22 protein-coding genes and 1 other RNA gene are annotated in these 22,297 nt (G+C 69.5%); 16 read left to right on the plus strand and 7 right to left on the minus strand.

From position 1 onward, the window contains the following. From PHA29_RS05010 to PHA29_RS05045, 8 genes are all read left to right on the plus strand, one after another. The coding region (locus PHA29_RS05010; protein ID WP_270848449.1) for a cell division protein FtsQ/DivIB at window positions 1-1,111 on the plus strand (1,111 nt) is incomplete at its 5' end. A 314-nt stretch (window positions 1,112-1,425) separates the two neighbouring features. Continuing rightward, complete coding sequence (ftsZ, locus tag PHA29_RS05015; RefSeq protein ID WP_270404933.1) at window positions 1,426-2,559, plus strand: cell division protein FtsZ; 1,134 nt, start codon at window positions 1,426-1,428, stop codon at window positions 2,557-2,559. A 196-nt stretch (window positions 2,560-2,755) separates the two neighbouring features. Further along, window positions 2,756-3,541, plus strand: coding sequence for a polyphenol oxidase family protein (locus PHA29_RS05020; protein WP_270848450.1), 786 nt, complete (start codon window positions 2,756-2,758; stop codon window positions 3,539-3,541). Between the two features lie 220 nt (window positions 3,542-3,761). Next, on the plus strand, window positions 3,762-4,616 hold the full coding sequence (locus PHA29_RS05025; RefSeq protein WP_270848451.1) for a phosphate signaling complex PhoU family protein: 855 nt from the start codon (window positions 3,762-3,764) through the stop codon (window positions 4,614-4,616). A 127-nt stretch (window positions 4,617-4,743) separates the two neighbouring features. Next, entirely contained in the window at window positions 4,744-5,481 is a 738-nt protein-coding gene (locus PHA29_RS05030) for a YggS family pyridoxal phosphate-dependent enzyme (RefSeq protein ID WP_270848452.1), read from the plus strand. A gap of 71 nt (window positions 5,482-5,552) precedes the next feature. Beyond that, window positions 5,553-6,269, plus strand: a complete 717-nt coding sequence (locus PHA29_RS05035) for a cell division protein SepF (protein ID WP_270848453.1) — start codon at window positions 5,553-5,555, stop codon at window positions 6,267-6,269. 54 nt (window positions 6,270-6,323) lie between these two features. Next, on the plus strand, window positions 6,324-6,554 hold the full coding sequence (locus tag PHA29_RS05040) for a YggT family protein (protein WP_270404941.1): 231 nt from the start codon (window positions 6,324-6,326) through the stop codon (window positions 6,552-6,554). Window positions 6,555-6,613: 59 nt separating this feature from the next. After that, the gene (locus PHA29_RS05045) at window positions 6,614-7,297 is read left to right on the plus strand and encodes a DivIVA domain-containing protein (RefSeq protein WP_270404943.1); all 684 of its coding nucleotides are present in this window, start codon (window positions 6,614-6,616) and stop codon (window positions 7,295-7,297) included. Window positions 7,298-7,440: 143 nt separating this feature from the next. On the opposite strand, the gene PHA29_RS05050 is transcribed toward PHA29_RS05045, so the two are convergent. Then, window positions 7,441-7,977, minus strand: a complete 537-nt coding sequence (locus PHA29_RS05050) for a nitroreductase family protein (protein ID WP_270848456.1) — start codon at window positions 7,975-7,977, stop codon at window positions 7,441-7,443. A 105-nt stretch (window positions 7,978-8,082) separates the two neighbouring features. Continuing rightward, window positions 8,083-8,441, minus strand: an RNA gene (gene rnpB / locus PHA29_RS05055) — RNase P RNA component class A. Between the two features lie 336 nt (window positions 8,442-8,777). On the opposite strand from rnpB, the gene PHA29_RS05060 reads away from it, so the two are divergent. The 4 genes from PHA29_RS05060 (at window position 8,778) to PHA29_RS05075 (ending at window position 12,782) form a co-directional block, all read left to right on the plus strand. Beyond that, window positions 8,778-9,830 carry an inorganic phosphate transporter gene (locus tag PHA29_RS05060; protein WP_270404946.1) on the plus strand — a complete coding sequence of 351 codons (1,053 nt, stop codon included), beginning with the start codon at window positions 8,778-8,780 and terminating at the stop codon, window positions 9,828-9,830. A gap of 88 nt (window positions 9,831-9,918) precedes the next feature. Beyond that, window positions 9,919-10,542: a DUF47 domain-containing protein gene (locus tag PHA29_RS05065; RefSeq protein WP_270404948.1), complete on the plus strand. Its 624-nt coding sequence runs from the start codon at window positions 9,919-9,921 to the stop codon at window positions 10,540-10,542. A gap of 203 nt (window positions 10,543-10,745) precedes the next feature. After that, window positions 10,746-11,381 carry an IMPACT family protein gene (locus tag PHA29_RS05070; RefSeq protein WP_270848458.1) on the plus strand — a complete coding sequence of 212 codons (636 nt, stop codon included), beginning with the start codon at window positions 10,746-10,748 and terminating at the stop codon, window positions 11,379-11,381. Window positions 11,382-11,501: 120 nt separating this feature from the next. Continuing rightward, on the plus strand, window positions 11,502-12,782 hold the full coding sequence (locus PHA29_RS05075) for an O-acetylhomoserine aminocarboxypropyltransferase/cysteine synthase family protein (protein WP_270848460.1): 1,281 nt from the start codon (window positions 11,502-11,504) through the stop codon (window positions 12,780-12,782). 114 nt (window positions 12,783-12,896) lie between these two features. Here the strand turns inward: PHA29_RS05075 and PHA29_RS05080 are convergent, their stop codons facing one another. Next, a complete protein-coding gene (locus tag PHA29_RS05080; protein WP_270848461.1) occupies window positions 12,897-13,976 on the minus strand; it encodes a 6-phosphofructokinase in 1,080 nt (359 codons plus the stop codon). A 228-nt stretch (window positions 13,977-14,204) separates the two neighbouring features. On the opposite strand from PHA29_RS05080, the gene PHA29_RS05085 reads away from it, so the two are divergent. Beyond that, on the plus strand, window positions 14,205-14,783 hold the full coding sequence (locus tag PHA29_RS05085) for a xanthine phosphoribosyltransferase (RefSeq protein ID WP_270404956.1): 579 nt from the start codon (window positions 14,205-14,207) through the stop codon (window positions 14,781-14,783). A 197-nt stretch (window positions 14,784-14,980) separates the two neighbouring features. Here PHA29_RS05085 and PHA29_RS05090 read toward each other — a convergent pair whose 3' ends face one another. The 4 genes from PHA29_RS05090 to PHA29_RS05105 form a co-directional block, all read right to left on the minus strand. Beyond that, entirely contained in the window at window positions 14,981-15,988 is a 1,008-nt protein-coding gene (locus tag PHA29_RS05090) for a Panacea domain-containing protein (protein WP_270404957.1), read from the minus strand. A 30-nt stretch (window positions 15,989-16,018) separates the two neighbouring features. Continuing rightward, window positions 16,019-16,435: a hypothetical protein gene (locus tag PHA29_RS05095; RefSeq protein WP_270404958.1), complete on the minus strand. Its 417-nt coding sequence runs from the start codon at window positions 16,433-16,435 to the stop codon at window positions 16,019-16,021. A gap of 292 nt (window positions 16,436-16,727) precedes the next feature. After that, on the minus strand, window positions 16,728-17,690 hold the full coding sequence (locus PHA29_RS05100) for a diacylglycerol/lipid kinase family protein (RefSeq protein WP_270848463.1): 963 nt from the start codon (window positions 17,688-17,690) through the stop codon (window positions 16,728-16,730). Next, entirely contained in the window at window positions 17,687-19,249 is a 1,563-nt protein-coding gene (locus tag PHA29_RS05105) for a chloride channel protein (RefSeq protein WP_270848465.1), read from the minus strand. Before PHA29_RS05105 ends, PHA29_RS05100 begins: the two co-directional genes overlap by 4 nt. 188 nt (window positions 19,250-19,437) lie before the next feature. Between PHA29_RS05105 and PHA29_RS05110 the strand changes: the two genes are divergently transcribed. The 3 genes from PHA29_RS05110 (at window position 19,438) to modA (ending at window position 22,277) form a co-directional block, all read left to right on the plus strand. After that, window positions 19,438-20,694, plus strand: coding sequence for a molybdopterin molybdotransferase MoeA (locus PHA29_RS05110; protein ID WP_270848467.1), 1,257 nt, complete (start codon window positions 19,438-19,440; stop codon window positions 20,692-20,694). A 60-nt stretch (window positions 20,695-20,754) separates the two neighbouring features. Beyond that, entirely contained in the window at window positions 20,755-21,237 is a 483-nt protein-coding gene (locus tag PHA29_RS05115; RefSeq protein ID WP_270848469.1) for a MogA/MoaB family molybdenum cofactor biosynthesis protein, read from the plus strand. 167 nt (window positions 21,238-21,404) lie between these two features. Further along, on the plus strand, window positions 21,405-22,277 hold the full coding sequence (gene modA / locus PHA29_RS05120) for a molybdate ABC transporter substrate-binding protein (RefSeq protein ID WP_270404963.1): 873 nt from the start codon (window positions 21,405-21,407) through the stop codon (window positions 22,275-22,277). Window positions 22,278-22,297 lie beyond the last annotated feature (20 nt).

Raw genomic sequence — 22,297 nt, forward strand, 5'->3', positions numbered from 1 at the left:
GGCGTCCCGCGCGCGCCTCGGCTCCGCCTCGGCCTCCCGTTCGCTCGCCGACCGCCTCGGTATCGGGCGCCGCGCGCGGTCCGCCCCGCGCCCCGAGAAGGCGCCGGCCTCCACCGCGGCCGCCCCCCGCGAGTCCCGCCCGTCGGGCCGCGCGGGACTCGTGCGCGTCATCGTCGTGCTCGCCCTCGCGCTCGTCGTCGTGCTCGGCGCGGGCGCCGCCGTGGTGGTGAACTCCGGCCTGTTCGCGGTGACCGACGTCGTCGTGAACGGCAGCGACCACATCCCCCAGCAGACCGCCGAGCAGCTCGTCGCCATTCCTGAGGGCGCCACGCTGTTCAACGTGAGCGACGAGGAGGTCGCCTCCGCGCTCCTCCAGAACCCCTGGGTCACCGGGGTCGATATCGAGCGGCGGTTCCCCCACACCATCGTCGTCACCCCGCGCGAGCGCGAGGTCGCCGCGGTGGCCTACATCGTCGCCGACGACGTCGCCTGGGCGATCGGCACCGACGACACCTGGATCGCCCCGCTGTCCCTGTCCTCCGCGGCGTCCTCGGATTCCTCTACCGGCGACGGCGCCTCGGCGGATGACGGCGCGACGGCGGACGGCGCCTCGACCGATGACGCCGGTTCGACCGACGCCTCCGCCGCCGACGCCTCGGGGTCCTCCGACGGCTCCGACTCCGCCGACGCCTCGGCCGACGGGGTACCGGCGACGGGCGCCGGTGCGTCCGGCTCCGGCAGCTCCTCGAACCTGGATGCGGCCCTGAAGGTCGCCAGCGACAACGGCGCGGTGCTGTTCACGGACGTGGGGACCGACGTGGAGCCGGCGAGCGGGCAGAAGGTCGACTCCGAGGTCGTGCTGGCGGGTCTCGAGTACGTGCGCGGGTTCTCCGACGGGTTCCTCGCCCAGATCAAGGACATCTCCCTGACCTCGGTCGAGTCGATATCGGCGAACCTGGTGTCCGGCGTCGAGGTCTCGCTCGGGAGCCCCAGCGACATCTCCCGCAAGGAGCAGGTGGTCCTGCAGCTGCTCGAGCAGCAGAGCGGTGTGACCTACATCAACGTGCGCACGCCCGACGCCTACTCGTTCCGCAGCGCCGACGTGTCCTAGGCGTCCCGGCGGGAAAAAAGTGCCTGTCCCTTTTTTCCCACGTGCGGGAAAATAGGGACAGGCACTTTTTTCCCGCCGGAGGGGGTCGCGCGGGCGCCGGGCGGCGCTTTCCACGACCGGTTTACGGCCCCCGTTCGACCCCGGTGAACGGTGCTGGGGTTTACCTGCGGATTTCATGAGAGCTGCGCGAAATGTTGACTTCTACCTCGGAATTGTGCAAATATACAGCGGTTTACCTCGACATTTAATCTGTACTTGAGGGTTATAGTCGATAAGGCCGCCAAGCGCTTACACCGGATGTTCGGAGGACCGACATGCACGAGAACGAGATCAACAACTATCTTGCCGTCATCAAGGTGGTAGGTGTGGGCGGTGGCGGCACCAACGCCGTCAACCGCATGATCGAGGAGGGCATCCGCGGCGTCGAGTTCGTGGCCATCAACACGGACGCCCAGGCGCTCGCGATCTCCGATGCCGACATCAAGGTCCATATCGGCACCGACCTCACGCGCGGCCTCGGCGCCGGCGCGAACCCCGAGGTCGGACGCAAGGCCGCCGACGAGTCCCGTGACGACATCGCCGAGGCGCTCGCTGGCGCCGACATGGTCTTCATCACCGCGGGCGAGGGCGGCGGAACCGGCACCGGCGCGGCCCCGATCGTCGCCGACATCGCCATGAACGACGTGGGCGCCCTCACCGTCGCCGTCGTCACCAAGCCCTTCACCTTCGAGGGCCGCAAGCGCAAGGCCAGCGCCGAGGAGGGCATCCACACCCTCTCCGAGTGCGTCGACACCATGATCGTCATCCCCAACGACAAGCTGCTCGACATCGCCGAGAAGAAGACCACCATGCTCGAGGCCTTCGCCATGGCGGACGCCGTCCTGTCCCAGGGCACCCAGGGCATCACGGACCTCATCACCGTCCCCGGCATCATCAACCTCGACTTCGCCGACGTGAAGACCATCATGAAGCAGGCCGGTACCGCCATGATGGGCATCGGCACGGCCTCCGGCGACACCCGCGCCGTCGACGCCGCCCAGCAGGCCATCTCCAGCCCGCTGCTCGAGAGCTCCATCGACGGCGCCACGCGCGTGCTGCTCTCCATCGCCGGCTCCAAGGACCTGGGCATCCAGGAGATCAACGACGCCGCCGACCTCGTCGCCAACGCGGTCGACCCCGAGGCCAACATCATCTTCGGCACCGTGGTCGACGAGTCCCTGGGCGACCAGGTGCGCATCACCGTCATCGCCACGGGCTTCTCCGACTCCAACGTCAACCGCCAGGACCAGCTCTTCGGCCAGCCCTCCGCCTCGCGTACCCCCGAGCCGCAGCACGCCGCCCCGGCCTCGAGCGCCCCGTCCACGCGCACCATCGGCGGCACCGAGCTCCCCAACTTCGGCAACGACCAGTTCGAGCTGCCCGACTTCCTCAAGCGCGGCAACTTCTAACCGACACCGGGCAACGGTTTGAAGGGCCTCCGGCTTCACGGCCGGGGGCCCTTTTCCTTGGCGCCGGGCGTGTGGCGCATCCGTGGGCGCGCCGCGCGCGGTGCCCGGACGCGCACGCGGGAGGGTAGGCTGTAGGGGACGGTGCGCCGGGACCGGCGGCACCGCGTCTCGGTTCGGCTGGGAGAGGGGAGCACAGATGCTCGAACGGGTCCGACACGATGACGTCACCCTCATCGAGGCGCGCACGGGGGCCGTCGCCTGCGCCTTCACTGAGCGCACGGGCGGGGTCTCCGCCCCGCCGTACGCCTCGCTGAACCTCGGTTCGCATGTGGGGGACGACCCGGCGGCGGTGCGCGAGAACCGGCGCCGGGTGCTCGCCGCGCTCGGGGCCGAGGACCTGCTCGACCGCCTGCTCGTCCCCAATCAGGTCCACGGTGACCACGTCGCCATCGTGCGCTCCGCGGACGTCGCCGCGCTCGGGGCCGCGCGCTCCGAGCTCGCCGACGGCGCCGACGCGGTGGTGTGCCTCGCCCCCGATGTCCCCGTCCTGCTGTGCTACGCGGACTGCGTCCCGGTCGTCATCGCCTGCCTGCGCGGCTTCGCCGTGGTGCACTCCGGATGGCGCGGGACCCTGGCGCGCATCGGCGCCTCGGCGGCCCGCGTCCTCGCCCGCGAGACGGGCTGCGACCCCGCGGGGTTCGCGGCGTTCATCGGGCCGCATATCCTGGCCGACGAGTACGAGGTGTCCGAGGAGCTCATCGCGGACTTCACGGCGGCGTTCGGCGCGGGCGTCTGCGCGGGGCCGCGCCTGCTCGACCTGTCCTTCGCGATCCGCGCCGCGCTGCGCGAGGCCGGCGTGCCGGACGCGTCGGTTCTCGACCCGCAGCTGTCGACCGTGCGCTCCAACGACCGGTTCTTCTCGTTCCGCGCCGAGCACGGGGTGTGCGGCCGCCACGCCGCCGTCGCCGTCATGCGCGGGTAGGGGGGCCCGCCCGGCCGACCCGTGCGGGACCCGGCTTCGGCCCGCGATTATCAGGGGAATGAAAAGCGGGGGCCCGCGTTTGTATGGATATCCTTACAAAAGGCGAGGCAGTGCGCCTGCTACACTTAACAGGTGCCGCCTGCGCCGGGTCTTGTGTGCGCTCGCGGCGGCGCGCTGAGCGGACGGGTGCCGTCCGCATCGATCGATTGGAGTAAACCCTATGCGCAAGATGTTCTCACGTCAGCTCATCGAGGCCCGTCACGAGATGCTCTCCATCTACCAGGCGGTCGATCTGACGCTCCATGACGCCGTGACCGCGTTCGTGACCAACGACAAGAAGCTCGCCAGCAAGGCCCAGAAGAAGACCCTGCAGATCGATGCCCGCTGCGCCAACCTCGAGGCCGTCTGCTACAACCTGATCGCGACGCAGGGCCCGGTCGCGTCCGACTTCCGCCTCCTGCAGACCATCATCAACGTCGAGTTCAACCTCCAGCGCATGTGCGACAAGGTGCGCCGCGTCGCCCGCGCCGCCAAGCACAAGGTGAACGCCGACATCGAGCTGCCCGCCGAGCTCGTGGAGCTCATCGGGCAAGAGGCCACCTACGTCTACCGGGTGCTCGGCACCTGCATCTCCGTCCTCGTGAGCAACGACCTGGGCGTCATGCGCGACCTGCTCGTCCAGGACGACTCGGTCCACGAGCTCTACGAGGAGTTCTTCCGCGCCTACAACCGCATGGCGTCCATGGAGCTCAGCGACGACAGCTCCTACGACGACCTGCGCCGCGCCATCATGGTGTCGCGCTACCTCGACCGCATCGCCTCCATCTCCATCGACGCCGCGAGCACGCTGACCTTCCTGCTGACCGGCCAACGCCTGAGCATCGCCGATATCGCCGACATCGACGAGGACGAGCTCGAGGCCATGCGCATCCCGTCGGGCGAGGGCGTCATCCTGAACCCCGTGACCGACGCGCGCTGCGTCGCGGACCTGCCCGCCGACGAGATCAGCGAGGAGCTGCGCGGTCTCATCGGGCGCGCGCTCGCGGGCGACGACGAGGATGAGGACGAGGAGTAGCGGCCCTCACACGCCCGGCCTGTCGGGCGCCTCGTGTATATGCTGTTTCGAAAGCGCGGTCCCGTGCATGCGGGGCCGCGCTTTCGCGGTACCATGGGGGTGTACGGACGAGACGAGAAGGATGCGTATGGACGAGGGGTACAGGGATTCCATCAGGGCGCGGCGCGAGCTGATCGTCGCGCGCATGGTCGACGCGCTCGGGCGCGCGGGCAGGTCGCTCGATGAGGTCCAGCTCGTCGCGGTGTCCAAGACGGTGGGCGTCGACGAGGTGCGCGCCGCCATCGCCGCGGGCTACCGCGTGTTCGGGGAGAACCGCCCCCAGGAGCTCGTGCGCAAGACCGCCGCGCTCGCAGGCGACCCGGACCTGCCCGCCGTCAGGTTCGACATGATCGGCAACCTGCAGACCAACAAGGTCAACGCGGTGCTCGGCCGCGCCTCCCTCATCCATTCGATCGGCTCGCTGCACCTGGCGCAGGCGGTCTCGAGCCGCGCCCGGCGCCGCATCGACGCCGGGGAGCTCGACGCTTTGGCAGACGTGCTGATCGAGGTGAACGTCAGCGGGGAGGAGTCCAAATCCGGGTTTGCGCCCGCCGAGGTGCGCGCCGCCATGGGCGAGCTTATGGAGCTTTCCGGCATTCGCGTGCGCGGCCTTATGACCATGGCCCCGCGCGGGGATCAGGATATCGCCCGTCGGACGTTCCGCGGTCTGCGCGAGCTGCGCGACGAGCTCGAGCGCGACCACGGCGTCGCCCTCCCCGAGCTCTCGTGCGGCATGAGCGAGGACTTCGAGGTCGCGCTCGAGGAGGGTTCCACCATCGTTCGCCTCGGCAGGGTGGTTTTCGACCCGAGCTTTGCACTACAATAGGGCCGTCGGGACATGCGCCCCGACCTGCACCATCTATACGATATTCGCACCACGGGCAGAGAGGTACCATCGTGAGCTTCCTAGATGACATCAAGAGCCGCATCCAGGCCCGGCAGGGCGGCGGGTACGCCCAGGACGCCTACGGGGACGAGGAGGGCTACGCCGACGGCTACTACGACGACGCCGACGGGTACGACGACGCCTACGGCGCGCAGGACGGCTACGGGTACGAGCCCGAGCAGCCCAGCCGCGGCGTCCTCGGCCAGACGCACCGCGGGGAGGCCGAGTCCGTGGCGGTGTACACCCGCAGCGGGCAGCTCGTGGGCGATGCGGACCGCCATGCGACGACCTTCAACCCGCCCGCGCGCAGCGCCGACGCCGCGCCGGCGTACCGCCCCGGCGCCTACGACACGCCCTCGAGCTACGCCGAGGCGCGCCGTCACGCCGCCCCGGCCCCCGCGCCCGCCGCGTCCGAGACCGCCGCGCACATCAGCGCCGTGGTCAACGGCAACCCGCAGCTCCCCGCCTACGTGCTGCGCCCGGAGAGCTACGACGACGTCGAGACGGTCGTGCGCCGCGTGCGCACCCGCCAGCCGGTCGCGCTGATCTTCGTGGGCGTCCGCACCGAGATCGCCAAGCGCGTGCTGGACTTCAGCTACGGCTTCGCCTGCGGGTTCGGCGCCACGGTCAAGGAGCTCGGGGACCGCGTGTTCATCGTCCTGCCGCAGGGCTGCGAGGTCAAGGACTCCGACCTCGCCAAGCTGCGCGCCGACGGCTATCTCAAGTAACGGATAGGGAGCTCGATCGAAATTTATACCGTAATCCAGGTCATCTCCACGCTCGTGGGGTTCTACGAGATGCTCATCATCGCCCGGGTGATCCTCTCGTGGGTCCCGGTCAGGCAGGGGGGTCTGCTGTACGACATCGTCGCGGTGCTCGACAGCGTCACCGGGCCCTACCTCAACCTCTTCCGCCGCATCATCCCGCCCATGGGCGGGGTGGACTTCTCGCCGGTTATTGCGCTTCTTGCGTTGAATCTGGCGGAGCGGCTGGTCTTTAATATAATTCTGTAAGATGGACCGGGCAGCCGCGAGACGGCGGCCGCGCCTCCGCGATGAAAGGGAGTACCAACATGGCTATCACACCTGCCGACATCCAGGCTCAGACCTTCTCCGAGGCCAAGCGCGGATACGACCCCGGTGAGGTCGATGTCTTCCTCGAGCAGGTCTCCGCCGAGGTCGACGCTATGCTCAACAAGATCGTCGATCTGAAGAACCGCCTCACCGCCACCGAGCAGCAGCTCGCCGACGCGCAGGCCCAGCTCGCCGCCGCGGCTGCCGCCCCTGCGCCCGCGCCCGCCCCTGCGCCCGCCCCGGCACCCGAGTACAGCGCCTCCGAGCGCCAGATCTCCGCGGCCCTCATCGCCGCCCAGCAGACCGCCGACAACATCGTCGCCGAGGCCCGCGAGAACGCCGAGCGCATCCGCAACGAGGCCGACGCGAAGGCCCGCGAGGTCATCCGCCAGGCGCTCGCCGAGAAGCAGACCGAGATCGAGGAAATCGACCGCCTGAAGGCCTCCCGCGAGGAGTTCAAGAACGAGTACCTCAAGCTCATCCAGCACTTCATGGACGATGCGCAGAACTCCTTCCCCAAGGACCTCCTGACGTCCACCCCGAGCGGCTCGGCCGCCCCGGTCGCCGCGGACCCGATGCCCATGGCGACGCCCGCCCCGGCGCCGGCGCCCGCCCCGGAGCCCGTCCCGGTCGCCGACCCGTTCGCCCCGCTCGACAACTTCGGCATGGACGATCTGGACTAAGCCGGAGATTCGCACCGCATCCAACGGATATGGTCGAGGGCCCCGCAGGAGCATTCCTGCGGGGCCCTCGTTCATGCGCAGCGGGACCATCCGGGTGCTGTGTACCGTGTCGGATCGCCCCGCACCGGTTCGCGCCGTGCGCCTCAGGCGCGGACGTCGAGGAAGCGCTCGAGCGGGATGCGGCGCGCCTCGCGCTTCGCGGCGTCCGCGATCTCGTCGGCGGGGTAGCCGAGCGTGAGCATCGAGACGGCTTCCACGCCGTCGGGGAGCGCGAGGGCGCATGCGGCCTGCTCGGGGTCGAACATGCAGACCCAGCAGGTGCCGAGTCCGAGCTCGGTGGCCTGCATCATCATCTGGTCGCTGACGATCGAGGTGTCGATGTGCGCCGAGTTCATGCCGTCGTGGCGGCGGACCCAGGCGTCGCCGGTGCGGGCGCAGACCACGAGCACGACGGGCGCGCCGAAGACGCTGCCCCCGCGCGCGAAGTTCGGCGCCGCGGACGCCGCCGCGGCGCGCAGCTCGGGCGTGTCGCACACGAGGACGCGGGTCGGGTGGTTGTTGTGGGCGGAGGGTGCGATGCGCCCGGCCTCGAGCACGGCGGCGAGCGCCTCGGGGTCGACGGGCTCGTCGCGGTAGCTGCGGCAGGAGTAGCGTGCACGGGTGAGGTCTGCGAAGGACATGGCGGCTCCGAATCATCCGGGAACGGTGCAGCCCCATTGTAGCCCCCGGCGGCGGGGAGCGCGCGGCGCCTGGGCGCCGCGGCGGGTGATGCGGTTGGAAGGAAGGTGCAAAGCGGGCCTGTAAGCCGGGTTCTGTCGAGGACGGTCATTTATCTTGGCACGCACGTCGCCGTGCGGCTCCTCGCACGCTACCCGGGCGCGGGCCGGGCCGACCCGTAGCGCCCCTATTCGCGCTTGCTCCGGATGGGGTTTACCAAGCCGCCGCGTCGCCGCGGCGCTGGTGGTCTCTTACACCACCGTTTCAGCTTTTCCCTTTACGGCGGACCGTAGGTGGGAGTCTTCTTTTCTGCGGCACTTTCCGTCGGGTCGCCCCGCCTGGCCGTTAGCCAGCATCCTGCCCTGCGGAGCCCGGACTTTCCTCACGCCGGGGTCGCCCCCGGTCGCGCGACCGCCCGGCCCGCTTTGCGGTGTGATATTGTAGCATGTCCGAGGCGCGACCGCCCCGCGGCGCCGCCCCTCCGGCGCAAACCCTTCACGGCCGCCTGCCCCGCGGCGCCGAGCCGCGCCCCTAACGGGAGACCGGGCGGGGCTGCTTACAAAACCCTTACAAAACTGGACGTTTGTTACCTGTTGGCTAAGATTCCGTAAAGTGATACCATTCCAACGGCGCAAACGCGCAGGAATTCGGGCTTTTCAGACGGTGAGGCCCGCCACACGTTGCGCCCTCGGCGTACATGCCCGCGGCCACCCGGCCGCAGGACCCGGGGCTCGCACACGTCACGACGGAGGAGCTGGACGTCTTGGAAGTCTCGTTAGCGCAATTCCTGGATCAGGTCTCGACCAATCCCATCATGGCGATATCGGTCCTGCTGACCCTCGGGGTGATCTTCGTCAACGGATGGACGGATGCACCCAACGCTATCGCCACCTGCATCTCGACCCGCTGCATGAACGTCCGGCCCGCCATCATCATGAGCGCGGTGTTCAACTTCCTGGGCGTCCTCATCATGACCTCCATCAACAGCTCGGTCGCCTCGACCATCTCGAACATGGTCGACTTCGGCGGCGACACGCACGAGGCCCTCGTCGCCCTGTGCGCCGCGATGTTCTCCATCGTGGTCTACAGCGTGGGGGCGTCCATCTTCGGCATCCCCACGAGCGAGAGCCACAGCCTCATCGCCGGACTGACCGGCGCCGCCATCGCCATCCAGGGTGGTACGAGCGGCGTCAACATGGACGAGTGGGTCAAGGTCATCTACGGCCTCGTCCTGAGCCTCGCGCTCGGCTTCGCCATCGGCTGGGGCATATGCAAGCTGCTCACCATACTCTGTTCCGCCGTCGACCGACGAAAGGCCAACGGCACCTTCACCGCCCTGCAGATCTTCGGCGCCGCCGCCATGAGCTTCATGCACGGTGCCCAGGACGGCCAGAAGTTCATCGGCGTCCTGCTGCTCGGCGTGGCCTTCTCGAACGGCCAGCCCGACCTCACCGGCGCCGTGATCCCGGTGTGGCTCATGGTGCTGTGCAGCGCCGTCATGGGCGTCGGCACGAGCGTGGGCGGCGAGAAGATCATCAAGTCCGTGGGCATGGACATGGTCAAGCTCGAGAAGTACCAGGGATTCTCCGCCGACCTCGCGGGCGCCTTCTGCATCCTGCTCTCGACGGTCTTCGGCATCCCCGTCTCCACCACCCACACCAAGACGAGCGCCATCATGGGCGTGGGCGCGGTCAAGCGCCTCTCCGCCATCAACTTCTCCGTCGTGAAGGATATGATGCTCACCTGGGTCTTCACGTTCCCGGGCTGCGGCCTCATCAGCTTCGTGATGGCCAAGGTCTTCATGATGGTCTTCTAGCGCCGGTAAGCGATCTCTCCGGCGCGCGGGGCCTCACCGTCGCGCCGGCATGCATGCAAGGTAAGGCGAACTACGGGGGGATACACCAGTGGCCAGGAAAAACGATGCGTTCTACTTCGATTCGTTCAGCGAGTGCGGCAAGCTCGCCTGCCAGGCGGCGCGCCTGCTCGCCGACACCATGCGCGACTTCGATCCCGACCGGATCGAGGAGGCCATGGAGTCGATGCACGCGATCGAGCAGGCTGCGGACGAGAGGAAGCACGACGTGCTCGACGCGCTCGTGACCGCGTTCGTCACGCCCATCGAGCGCGAGGACATCGCCGTGCTGTCCGACTACCTCGACACCGTGGTCGACCGGATCGAGGGCGTGCTGCTCCGGCTGTACTTCGACAACATCCGCTCCATCCGCCCCGACGCCCTGCGCCTGGTCGAGATGATCGAGCGCACCTGCGGGGAGATGTGCAAGCTGATCGACGAGCTCCCGCAGTTCAAGCGCTCCAAGACGCTGCGCGAGCACGTCATCGCCATCAACACCGTCGAGGAGGAGGCCGATTCGGTCTACATCGCCGCGATGCGCGACCTGCACACGGGCTGCGACGACCCGATGATCGTCTTCACCTGGCACGAGATCTACACCTTCCTGGAGTACTGCGTCGATTCGTGCGAGCACGTGGCCGATACGGTCGACAGCATCGTCATGAAGAACAGCTGACGGCCCCGGTCCGTCTGCGGATGCGCCGCCCGTGGCACGGGGTCGGCAACCGTCCGCCTGAACCGCATATGCGATGCGAACGGCCCCTCCCCGCGGAGGGGCCGTTCGCATCGAGGGCGCGTGCCGTGCATCGCCCGCCCGGCACGGGGCGCGCGGCTGTGGCAGAATGGGTGGGTCCGTGGAATCCGAGCGGGGGAGGGGCGATGGAGGGCTATCTGACGATGCGCGCGGGCGCGGAGGCGACAGGGGAGTTCACCGACCGCAAGAGCCGGTTCATCGCGCAGCTCGTGCATGTGGAAGACGAGCAGGAGGCGTCCGAGCACATCGCCGCCGTCCGGTCCCGCCATTACGACGCCCGCCATAACGTGCCGGCCTGGATCCTGGTCGACGGGCGCGAGCGCGCCAGCGACGACGGCGAGCCGCAGCGCACGAGCGGCCTGCCGACGCTCGAGGTCCTGCGCGGCGCCGGCCTGAAGGACGTCTGCTGCGTCACCACCCGCTACTTCGGCGGGACCCTGCTCGGCCCCGGCGGCCTCGTGCGCGCCTACACCGCCGCAGCCCAGGCCGCCGTGGAGGCCGCGCGCGCGGCGGGCGACCTCGTCGAGATGACGAGCGTGGTCCCGGTCGACGTCCGCGCCCCGTATGCGCGCTACGAGCAGGTGCTGCGCCTCGCCGGCGACAGCGGCGCGCACGTGGCGTCGACGGAGTTCACCGACGAGGTCCTCATGCACCTCGTCTTCCGCGAGGGGTCCGAGCCCCCGTTCCTCACCGCCCTGACCGAGCTGCTCGCGGGACGCGACGACGCGGTCGTCGGCGCGGCGCGCTTCGCCGAGTTCTAGACCGCGCGGCGGGGGAGGCCCGCGCGGTCGCGCGCCCTTCATATTTCCGGATGCCGGCGCGCACTTCGCCCGGATGCAGTATCCTGTCTGGAGCATCCGTCAGCAAACGAAGGAGCGTCCATGACAGAGCATATCGGAACCACCTGCGTGCAGGGCGGCTACCGCCCCGGTGACGCCGAGCCGCGCCAGGTCCCCATCTACCAGTCGACCACCTGGAAGTACGACACCTCGGAGCATATGGGCCGCCTGTTCGACCTCGAGGAGTCCGGGTACTTCTACACGCGCCTGCAGAACCCCACGAACGATGCCGTCGCGGCGAAGATCGCCGAGCTCGAGGGCGGCACCGCCGGCATGCTCACGAGTTCGGGCCAGGCCGCGAACTTCTTCGCCCTGTTCAACATCATGGGCGCCGGCGACCATGTCGTGGCGAGCTCGGCCATCTACGGCGGCACCTACAACCTCATCGCCCACACCATGCGCCGCATGGGCGTCGAGAGCACCTTCGTGGCGCCCGACTGCACCGACGAGGAGCTCGAGGCCGCCTTCCGCCCCAACACGAAGGCCGTCTTCGGCGAGACCATCGCCAACCCCGCCCTCGACGTCCTGGACATCGAGCGCTTCGCCGCCGCGGCGCATGCCCACGGCGTGCCGCTGATCGTCGACAACACCTTCCCCACGCCGATCATGTGCCGCCCGATCGAGTGGGGGGCGGATATCGTGACGCATTCCACCACCAAGTACATGGACGGCCACGGGGCCGCGGTGGGCGGCGCGATCGTCGACTCCGGCGCCTTCGACTGGGACGCCAACGCCGAGCGCTTCCCCGGGTTCACCACGCCCGACGAGACCTACCACGGCGTCGTCTACACGGAGCGGTTCGGCCGGGCGGGCGCCTACATCACCAAGGCGACGGCCCAGCTCATGCGCGACCTGGGCTGCATCCAGTCCCCCCAGAACGCCTTCCTGCTGAACCTCGGCCTGGAGAGCCTGCACGTGCGCATGCCGCGGCACGTCGCGAACGGCCAGGCCATGGCCGAGTTCCTGGCCGGTCACCCCAAGGTCCGGTTCGTCAAGTACCCCGGCCTGCCCGGCGACCCGTGGCACGAGCTCGCGATGAAGTACATGCCGAACGGGACCTGCGGCGTCGTGAGCTTCGGCTTCACCGGCGGGCGCGAGGCCGCCGAGCGGTTCATGAAGAGCCTCAAGGTCGCCCAGATCGCCACCCATGTGGCCGACGCGCGCACCTGCGTGCTGCACCCCGCGAACGCCACGCACCGCCAGATGAACGACGAGGAGCTGGCCGCCGCCGGCATCGCGCCGGACATGGTGCGCCTGTCGTGCGGCATCGAGGACACCGAGGACCTCATCGCCGACGTCGAGCAGGCGCTCGCGTCGATCTAGGCCACCTGCGCCCGCACCCGTTCGCGGCTACATGGAAACGGCGGCCGCCGGGCTGTGCGCCCGACGGCCGCCGTGCCGTTCGATGGGGACCCGCCGCGCCGCCGCGGCCCGGCGCTACTCGTCGCCGAAGCTGATCCCGAGCGCCTTGGCCTCGCGGACGAGGTCGCATGCGGGGTCGACGTACTTGAGCTTGCCGGCGACCTCGGACAGGGGGACGTGGGTCATCTTGCCGCCCACCTGCGCGATCATGTACCCGTACTCGCCGCGCAGGCATCCCAGCGCCGCCTCGGCGCCGCACTGGGTCGCGAACACGCGGTCCTGCGCGTCGGGCTCGCCGCCGCGCTGGGTGTGCCCGGGGATCGCCACGCGGGTCTCGCGTCCGGTCCTCTCCTCGATCTCGCGGGCGATGTCGTAGACGATGGAGGGGGAGGTGCGGGCGGCGAGCTTCTTCTTGTACTCCTTCTTGGGGAGCTTGGCGTCCTCCTTGGAGATGGCGCCCTCGGCGACCGCCACGATGGTGAAGCGGCTCCCGCGCTCCATGCGGCGCTCGATGGTGCTGATGACGTTCTTCATCTCGAAGGGGATCTCGGGGATGAGGATGACGTCGGCGCCGCCGGCGACGCCCGCGTACAGCGGGATCCAGCCGACCTTGTGGCCCATGATCTCGATGACGAACACGCGGCCGTGCGAGCTCGCGGTGGTGTGGATGTTGTCGATGCACTCGGTGGCGACCTCGACGGCGGAGGAGAAGCCGAAGGTGCGCTCGGTGCCCCAGGTGTCGTTGTCGATGGTCTTGGGCAGGGCGATGACGTTCAGCCCCTCCTGCGCCAGGCGGTTGGCGGTCTTGGTGGAGCCGTTGCCGCCGAGCATGAACAGGCAGTCCAACTGCAGCTTATGGTAGGTGTGCACCATAGCGGGGACCTTCTCGACGCCGTCGGCCTCGGGGGTGTCGAGCATCTTGAAGGGGGTGCGGCTCGTGCCCAGGATGGTGCCGCCGCGGGTGAGGATGCCGCTGAAGTCGTGCGGCGTCATGATGCGGAACCGGCTGTAGATGAGACCCTGGTAGCCGTCCTCGAAGCCGTAGATCTCCAGGCCGTCCTTGCAGTTGTTCTCGAGCGTCTTGACGATGCCGCGCATGGTGGCGTTCAGCGCCTGGCAGTCGCCGCCGCTGGTGAGAAGACCGATCCTCAGCATGTGGTCCCCCTCTTGACGTTGGTATCCGGTTGACATGTGGCAGTGTAGCGCAACCGCCCGCCCGCGGGTCCGGGGGCGGGTCGTTTTTTACGCGCGCTTTGCGCAGATGGGGCCGCGTGCGGCTTCCGGGGGCGCGCGCCGAGCGCCGCGGCGCGCGGTCGTGGTATCCTGCTGGGAATCACATGTCTCAATGAGGGGTGCCGGCCTGTCGGCGCAGAGAGGGTTGCCATGAGGGAGCTAGAGGACCGCATTCGCGAGGACGGCGTCGTCAAGGCGGGCAACGTGCTGAAGGTCGATGCGTTTCTGAACCATCAGTGCGACGTGGCGCTGTTCGACCGGATGGGCGCCGAGTGGGCTCGCCTGTTCGAGGGCGCGCCGATCAACAAGATCCTGACCATCGAGGCGTCGGGCATCGGCATCGCCTGCATCGCCGCGCAGCACTTCGGGAACGTGCCGGTGGTCTTCGCCAAGAAGGCGCAGTCCATCAACCTCGACGGCGAGCAGTACGCCACCTCCATCTACTCGTTCACCAAGCAGCGCGAGTACCCCGTCATCGTGGGGAAGCGCTTCCTCACCCCCGATGACCACGTGCTCATCATCGACGACTTCCTGGCCAACGGCTGCGCGCTCGAGGGCCTCATCGCCATCGTGGAGAGCGCCGGGGCCACGGTCGAGGGGATCGGCATCGCGGTGGAGAAGGGCTTCCAGGGCGGCGGCGACAAGCTGCGCGAGCGCGGCTACCGCGTGGAGAGCCTCGCGCGCATCGCCGCCATGGACTGCGAGACCGGGGAGCTCACCTTCGCCTAGGCGCCGGCGCGGCGCCCGATGCGAGGGAGGGGAGGGGTCCGGGGCCGTGACGCCCCGGACCCCTCCTTGCTCCCGTCGCGGGGCGCCGGGCACGACGTATCTTTGTGTGCCGCGGCGGGCGGCGCCGATCCGCATCGTTCCTTGTCCCGAATAGGGCGGTTGTCCATCGTCGGCACCGTCGTCTCGGTGCGCAGCCCCTAGGGTATCCGGCTTCCTTGCAGATCCTTAACCATGTCCTGCATGTACTCGCCGATATCTGCGGGCTTCTGCATCCGGTACCGTTCCTTCAGCGCGTGGAAGAACCGGCGGACCGACTCCTCGGAGATCTCATTGGTCGACGGCTCGCCATCGGGGACGTCGGTGCGAGCCTCGCGCCACGGCGCCTCCCTATGCGTGAAATCCTGTAGGGCGAACGGGCTGTAGCATGCGATGCGGCTGATCACCGCCTCTAAGACCTCCCTCTCCTCAGGAGAGAAGGTCTTGCCGACGGCCTCGGCGACCTCCTGCCCGAACATCGATTCCTCTCTGACGCTCCTTAACTCGAGGGTCTCCCATAGGCGGGGGTACACGGGGCCGCGCGTCCAGGCCTCGCAGCGCTCGGAGACGAGCGGGCGTCCCAGGAACGCCTCGCAGAGCCCATTGGCGTAGTACAGCTCCTTCTGCAGGCCCAGCGGGGAGGAGCTGCCGGTCTTGGCGAGGATATAGGCGGCGGCTCTCTCCGCGGCGCTGCTTGTGGAGGTGAGCGCACGCATCGCCGCCTCCTTGCTTTTCCTGAATGCCAGATCGGTGAGCGCCCGGGTGTTGGTGTGTAGGATCAGCAGGTAGGCAAGGGGGCTCCTGTCGATCCTGCTGATGGTCTTCGAGTACTCCCGGCTCGGTATGTCGCCCTCGATGAACCTGGAATAGGACTGCTCCCCCCATCCGAGCACCTTCGAGAGCGGTCTTTTCCCTATGTTATATCGTTCGGGGATCGCCTCGATGGTTCGTTGCGAGACGATCCCGTTCTCGGTGCGCACCGCATCGAGGAACGATCGCTGGTTCTCCGCCTGCACCTCGTCGGGCGTCGCCCTGCCTCCGCAACGCTGGCAGACTCCGTATCGGACCGGGTAGACGTAGCGCATTCCCTCGAATTCCGTTACCTCTTTTTCCGTGACGAGCGATACGTCGACGTATTCACGGCAGTGCTCGCAAAATGCCTTGCCCATCAGATTCTCCTCCTTGACACGTCCCCTCGGTTACCGGAAAAGGAACGTCGGCTCATATTGTGCCTCGTGAAACGACACCACGACGGTGAAGGTGTCACCGATGACGTCGAATTTGTAGTAGACCCATATCTCTTCCGGATGGTTCGCCATGATCTTGTACAAAGCGTGTTTGCGGCAGAAGACGAAAAGCTCCTGCCCCTCATTCCCATCCATCCTGCTGGGGACCGCGTGAAGGAAATCTTCCGGTTCCAGGCTGCAGATCATCTCCGCGCATCGCCTACGGTTGCCCAAAAGGTTGTAGATGCGCATGAACGGCAGGTTCTTATCCTCTCTCTCGGAGATCTTATAGCGCCCTTGAGAGACGAGCAGCTTGACGGTATTGAGGTACGCGGCAACTTCCCTGTACGGCTTGGTGTAGCGGAATCGATCCGAGCCCTCGTCATCCATCGCAACTCCTCCCCACGATTTGAAACAAGTATGTACTAATAGTACAATTATTTCAACATCGATTCGATGGAAGGAGGTTTACCGTGCCAGTTCATCATGGCGGAAAAGTCGGCAAGGCCGCTTCGACGCTTGCAAAGGGTTCGAGCTCGAAAGCGTCGAAAAGCAAGGCGGGGAAGACGCTTGCGAATCACAAGGCCGCGAAGCACTGAGCATCCGGTTGGCCGTTTGGCCGGCGGCACCGATTCGGGTATCACCTACCCTGCGGGCGGGGGTCCGGTGTGGACGCCGCCGTCTACCCGCGGCACAGGACCGTGAGCGCCCCGGGCAGGACGTCCGCGCGCAGGCGGGCGGCGGCGACGCGCTCGCCGTCGGCCTGGATGGGGTAGCCCGCCTCCTCGAAGAAGAGCTCGACCTCTCGCGCCCGCCGCATGCGCACCCGGCGGCTCGCGACGTGCCGGCCGCCCTTTGCCGCGAGGAACAGCGGCAGGGCGGCGGCGCGCGGGTACGGGCCGCAGGCGTAGCAGACGTCGAGCAGGCCGTCGGCGGGGTTGGCGTCGGGGCAGATGCGGAAGCCCGACCCGTAGGTCGGCCCGATTTGCATGGCGAAGATGATGGGGCGCATGCGCTCCGCGGGCGCGCCGTCGATCGAGACGACGGCGGGGAAGTCCCGGTAGCGCCGGCAGAACACGTCGAGGCCGCTCGCGGTGTAGAGCGCCGTCCCGGTGAGCCCCGTGCTGAGGCGCAGCTCGTAGGTGCCCAGCGCGATGGCGGCGTCGAGCCCGAAGGAGAGCGTCTGGGCGAAGTACCCGACGCGGTCCGACCCGCCCTCGGCCTCCGCATAGACGATGCGGCCGACGTCGAGCTCCCGCGGCTCGCAGGCGAGCAGGGCGGCGAGGTCGTCGTCGGAGCGGACCTCGGGCATGCCGACGGTCCGCGCGTAGTCGTTGCCGGACCCGACCGGCACGACGCCCAGACGGGGGCGCCGCCCGCGCGGGATATCCATCAGCCCGCAGACCGTCTCGCGGACGATCCCGTCGCCGCCCACGGCCAGGACGGTGTCGAACCCCGCGGCGCCGGCGGCGATGTCCGTCGCATGGCCCGGCCGCTCCGTCCGCGCGAGCTCGACCGCCTGCCCGTCGTGGAGGTACATGCCGAGGAAGCGCGCGAGCCGCGCCCCGATGCCGGAGGCCGCCCCCGCGTGGGCGGCCGGGTTGGCGATGATGAGGGTGCGCCCGAGGCGCGCCGTGCCGCTCATGGGCGCGCTCCGTCCCCGGTCTGAGCCGCGGCGGCGTCGCGCCCCTGCATGTCGTCCGCATCGGGAGCCGAGGTATCGCCTGACCGGGGTGACCCGTCCGCGTCCGCGTCGGGAGCCGAGCCGGCGCCCGTCCGGGACGACCCGTCCGCGTCCGCGTTCCCGCCGGGTTCCGCCGCCCCCGCATCCTCCCGCCGGTGCGCGATGACCTCCTCGACCGTCTCCCCCTGCTCGTCGGCGAGCGAGCGGCGCTTGGGGGTCACGATGCGCTGGGCGGGGTAGACCCCGCGGTGGCCCGCGACCAGGTAGCTCACGAACGCGACGATCACGAAGTAGCCCGCCGCCTGCCCGCCGAACATGTCGACGGCCAGCATGATCGTGGTGACCGGCACGTTCAGGGCGGCTCCGAAAACCCCCGTCATGCCGAGCGCGGCCATGAGGCCCGCATCGACGCCGAGCGGCCCCGCGAGCCAGCCGCCGAGCGCGGCGCCGATGCCGAACAGCGGGGTGACCTCGCCCCCTTGGAAGCCCGCGCCCAGCGTGAGGGCCGTGCAGACGAGCTTGGCGACGGCGTCGAGAGGGGTGGTCTCGCCGCGGAAGCCCGCCTCGACCAGCCATTCGGCCAGGCCGCCGTAGGGGTACAGGTCGAAGGCGACGTAGACGCCGAGCAGCACGAGCGAGCCGGCGACGGCCGCGGCGAGGTAGTTGGTGAAGCGGTTCGCCCAGAAGCGCCGCACCGCGCGGATCGAGGCGGAGAACAGGCGCGCGGTGAGCCCGAAGGCGACCGCCGCCGCCAGCGCCGCCGCCACCGTATGCGGGGTCATGGGCGGCACGGAGCCGATCGTCTGGAAGGCGTGGGCGCACCCGAGCGCGCGGGCGACGGCGTCGCCGGTGAACGAGGCGACGAGGCAGTAGATGCCGGCGCTGTAGTTGAGCTTGCCGATGGTGCACATCTCCATGCCGAAGAACGCGCCGGCGAGCGGCGTGCCGAACACCCCGCCGAACGCCGACGAGATGCCGGCGAGCATGAGGTCCTGCCGCTCGCGCCCTCCCAGGTGGAAGATGCCGGCCGCGTTGCTCGCGATGGTCCCGCCGATCTGCACGGCGGTGCCCTCCCGGCCCGCGGAGCCGCCCGCCGCGTGCGTGGCGACCGAGCAGATGAAGGTGAGCGCCGCCATCCGCGCCCGGATGGGCGTCCCGGTCACGGAGCTGTCGATGACGAGGTTGTTGCCGCGTGCGGCGCGCAGGCCGTGGTTGCGGTAGACCCAGGCGGTCGCGGCGCTCACCGCGGGCAGCAGGGCGAACATCCAGCGGTTCGCCTCGCGCGCCGCGGTGACGAGGTCGAGGGCGGTCAGAAACGCCCAGGCGGCCGCGCCCATGAGCGCCGACACGACGAGGACGAGGGCGAGCGTGCGGGCGCTCGCGCGCATGTTGCCGAGGTCGCGCGCCGTGTCCTGGGCGAGCAGGCGCTCGGTCCGCATGAGCTCGAGCCCGAAGGCGCTCACGGCTCCGGTCCCGTGGCGGCGGCCGCGGCGCAGGCGTTCGATCGGTGTCGGGGGCATAGGGGGTTCCTCGCTTCCCGTATCGCGGGCGCCCCATGCGCCCGCCGCGTGCATTATAGGAGCACCGGTGCCGCGCCACAAACCGGCTGCGGGGTCGGTTCGCGGCGCGGCGCGCCCGCCGCGCGCATTATACTGGTGCGAGGACAAATGTCGGCGGCGCCGGGGGCGCCTGCGTCGGAGGGAGCGGGATGGAGACGATGATCCCCCTTGAGGAGGCCAGACGGATCGTGATCGGGCACGTGGGCCGCACGGCCGTCGAGATGCGGCCGGTATGGGGCGCGGTCGGGCTGCCGCTCGCCGCCGACGCCCCGACCGACATCGACCTGTCGCCGTTCGCGAACAGCGCCATGGACGGCTACGCGGTGCGCTCCGCCGACCTGGCGGGGGCGGGCGGGGACGCCCCGGTCGTCCTCGACGTCGTGGGCCACGAGGCCGCCGGCTCCGTCTTCGACGGCGAGGTGGGACCGGGATGCACGGTCCGCATCATGACGGGCGCCCCGCTCCCGGCGGGGGCGGACGCCGTGGTCAAGTACGAGGACGTCCGCGTGCTGTCCGGTGACGGGAACGAGGGCTCGCGCGTCTCCTTCGCCGCCCCGGCGCCCGCCGGGGACAACGTGCGCGAGGCGGGCCTCGAGGCGCGCGCGGGCGAGGCGGTCATGCGCGCGGGCGAGGTCGTGTCCCCGGCGGGCGCGGGCCTGCTCGCATCGGCCGGCTACACGGAGGTTCCCGTCCACGCCGCCCCGAAGGTGGGCGTGCTCTCGATCGGCACCGAGCTCGTGGCCCCCGGCGAGGTCCCCGCGCGCGGGCAGATCCGCGATGCCAACTCCTCGCTGATCCTGGCGAGCGCCCTGGCGGCGGGCGCCGAGCCGCGCTTTCTCGGCATCGTGCCCGACGACGAGGGGGCCATCCGTCGTGCGGTCCTCGAGGCGGCTGCGTCCTGCGACTTCCTCATCACGAGCGGCGGCGCGTCGGCGGGCGACTACGACTACGTGACCGAGCTCGTCCGCAGGGAGGGGGAGGTCCTGTTCGACCGCATCTCCCTGCGGCCCGGCAAGGCCATCACCTTCGGGGTCGTCCGCGGGGTCCCGTTCCTGGGCCTCTCGGGCAACCCCGCCGCGGCGGCCGTCGGCTTCGAGCTGCTCGCCCGCCCGGCGCTGCGCAGCATGCGCGGGCACGTCGAGCTCGACCGCCCCGTGAGCCGGGCCCGCGTGGCGCACGACGTCCCCAAGGGGCAGCAGCGGCGCTTCTACGACCGGGCCCGCATCGAGCGCGGCGCCGACGGAGAGCTGTCGGTGCACGAGGCGTCAAGCCAGAACTCTGCGCTGCTGGGAACCCTCCAGCGCGCCAACTGCCTGCTCGTGGTGCCCGAGGGGCTCAAGGGGTACGCGGCGGGCGACGAGGTCGACTGCGTGCGCATCGACCTGCCCGAGGGCTCGGTGCTGTAGGACGCCCCACCGTCCGGGCGCACCGGAATGCATGGGGGAGGGACCGTAGGAGGGGAAGACATGGATCTCCGTATCGCCATCGTGACGTGCTCGGACACGCGCGACCTCGCCGCCGACGAGGCGGGCGCGGCGCTCGAGGGCCTGATCGCCGACGCGGGCTGGACGCTCGCCGGGCACGTCGTCGTGCCGGACGAGGCCGCCTCCATCGCGGGGGTCATCGCGGAGGCCGCCGACCGCCGTGCGGCGCACGTCGTCATCACCTGCGGCGGGACGGGCCTTTCGCTGCGCGACGTGACCCCCGAGGCGACGCGCTCCGTATGCGACCGCGACGTCCCCGGCATCGCCGAGGCCATGCGCGCCTACTCGATGACCAAGACGCGTCGGGCCATGCTCTCGCGCGCCGTGTGCATGCAGCGCGGCGCGACGCTCGTGGTGAACTTCCCGGGTTCGACCAAGGCGGCGCGCGAATGCTGGGAGGCCATCGCCGACCAGCTCGAGCACGCCGCGTGCATGACGGCGGGCGGCGGGCACCCCGCCGCCTGAGGCCGCCCGCCGCGCCGTTCGCCGACAGGGTGTTCTCAATAAGAAATAATTCTCATCTGATTATTCTCGCAAGAGTATAATCTGGACGACTCAGGCGGCCCGCTCCGGGCGGGCCGGGATGCGGCGGCGCATCGGGTGCCGCTGACCGAAGGGAAGGAACGAACGCCATGCTGAACACCCCCGTCTCGCGTCGCACGCTCGTCGCGTCGGCCTCCTCCGCCCTCGCCGTCGCCGCCCTGGCGGGCTGCGGCGCCGACACCTCGTCGACCACCGGCTCCGCGTCGCCCGCCTCCTCGTCCGCATCCGACGGCTCCGCGGTCGAGCTGCAGATCTTCGCCGCGAACTCGCTCGAGAAGGCCATGCCCGAGGTCGAGGCCCTCTACACCGAGCGCACCGGCGTCACCTTCGCCGACACGCAGTACAAGGGCTCCGGCGACCTCGTCGAGCAGATGCGCGGCGGCGCCCCGGTCGACATCCTCATCACCGCGTCGTCGGGCACCATGGACGATGCCGAGGAGGCGGACCTCGTGGACGCCGCGACCCGTCAGGACATGTTCACCAACGAGCTCGTGATCGTCCGCGTCGCCGGAGCCGACGTCCAGATCTCCGCGATCGGCGACGTCGCGAACGTCGAGGGCAACATCGCCATCGGCGAGCCGGGCGCGGTGCCCGCGGGCAAGTACGCCAACCAGGCGCTCGCGAGCGTCGGCCTCTATAGCGAGGCCGAGGGCGAGGGCGGTCAGTACGACCCCTCCATCGCCGACAAGGTGAGCGTCGCCGACAAGGTCGGGACCGCGGCGCAGTACGTGGCCGCCGGCGACTGCGCGGTGGGCTTCGTCTACACCTCCGACGTCTACCGCTACGAGGGCATCGAGGTCGCCTTCACCTGCCCCGACGACTCCCATAAGCCGATCGTCTACCCCGGCGCCGTCTCCGCCTCCTCCGAGGCGCCCGACGAGGCGGCCGAGTTCCTCGACTTCTGCATGACCGACGAGGACGCCCTCGCCATCTGGGCCGAGTACGGCTTCGAGCTCGCGTAGGCCGGCGCGACGAGCCCCGC

The organism is Candidatus Collinsella stercoripullorum (assembly GCF_027669965.1).
Taxonomy (GTDB): domain Bacteria; phylum Actinomycetota; class Coriobacteriia; order Coriobacteriales; family Coriobacteriaceae; genus Collinsella; species Collinsella stercoripullorum.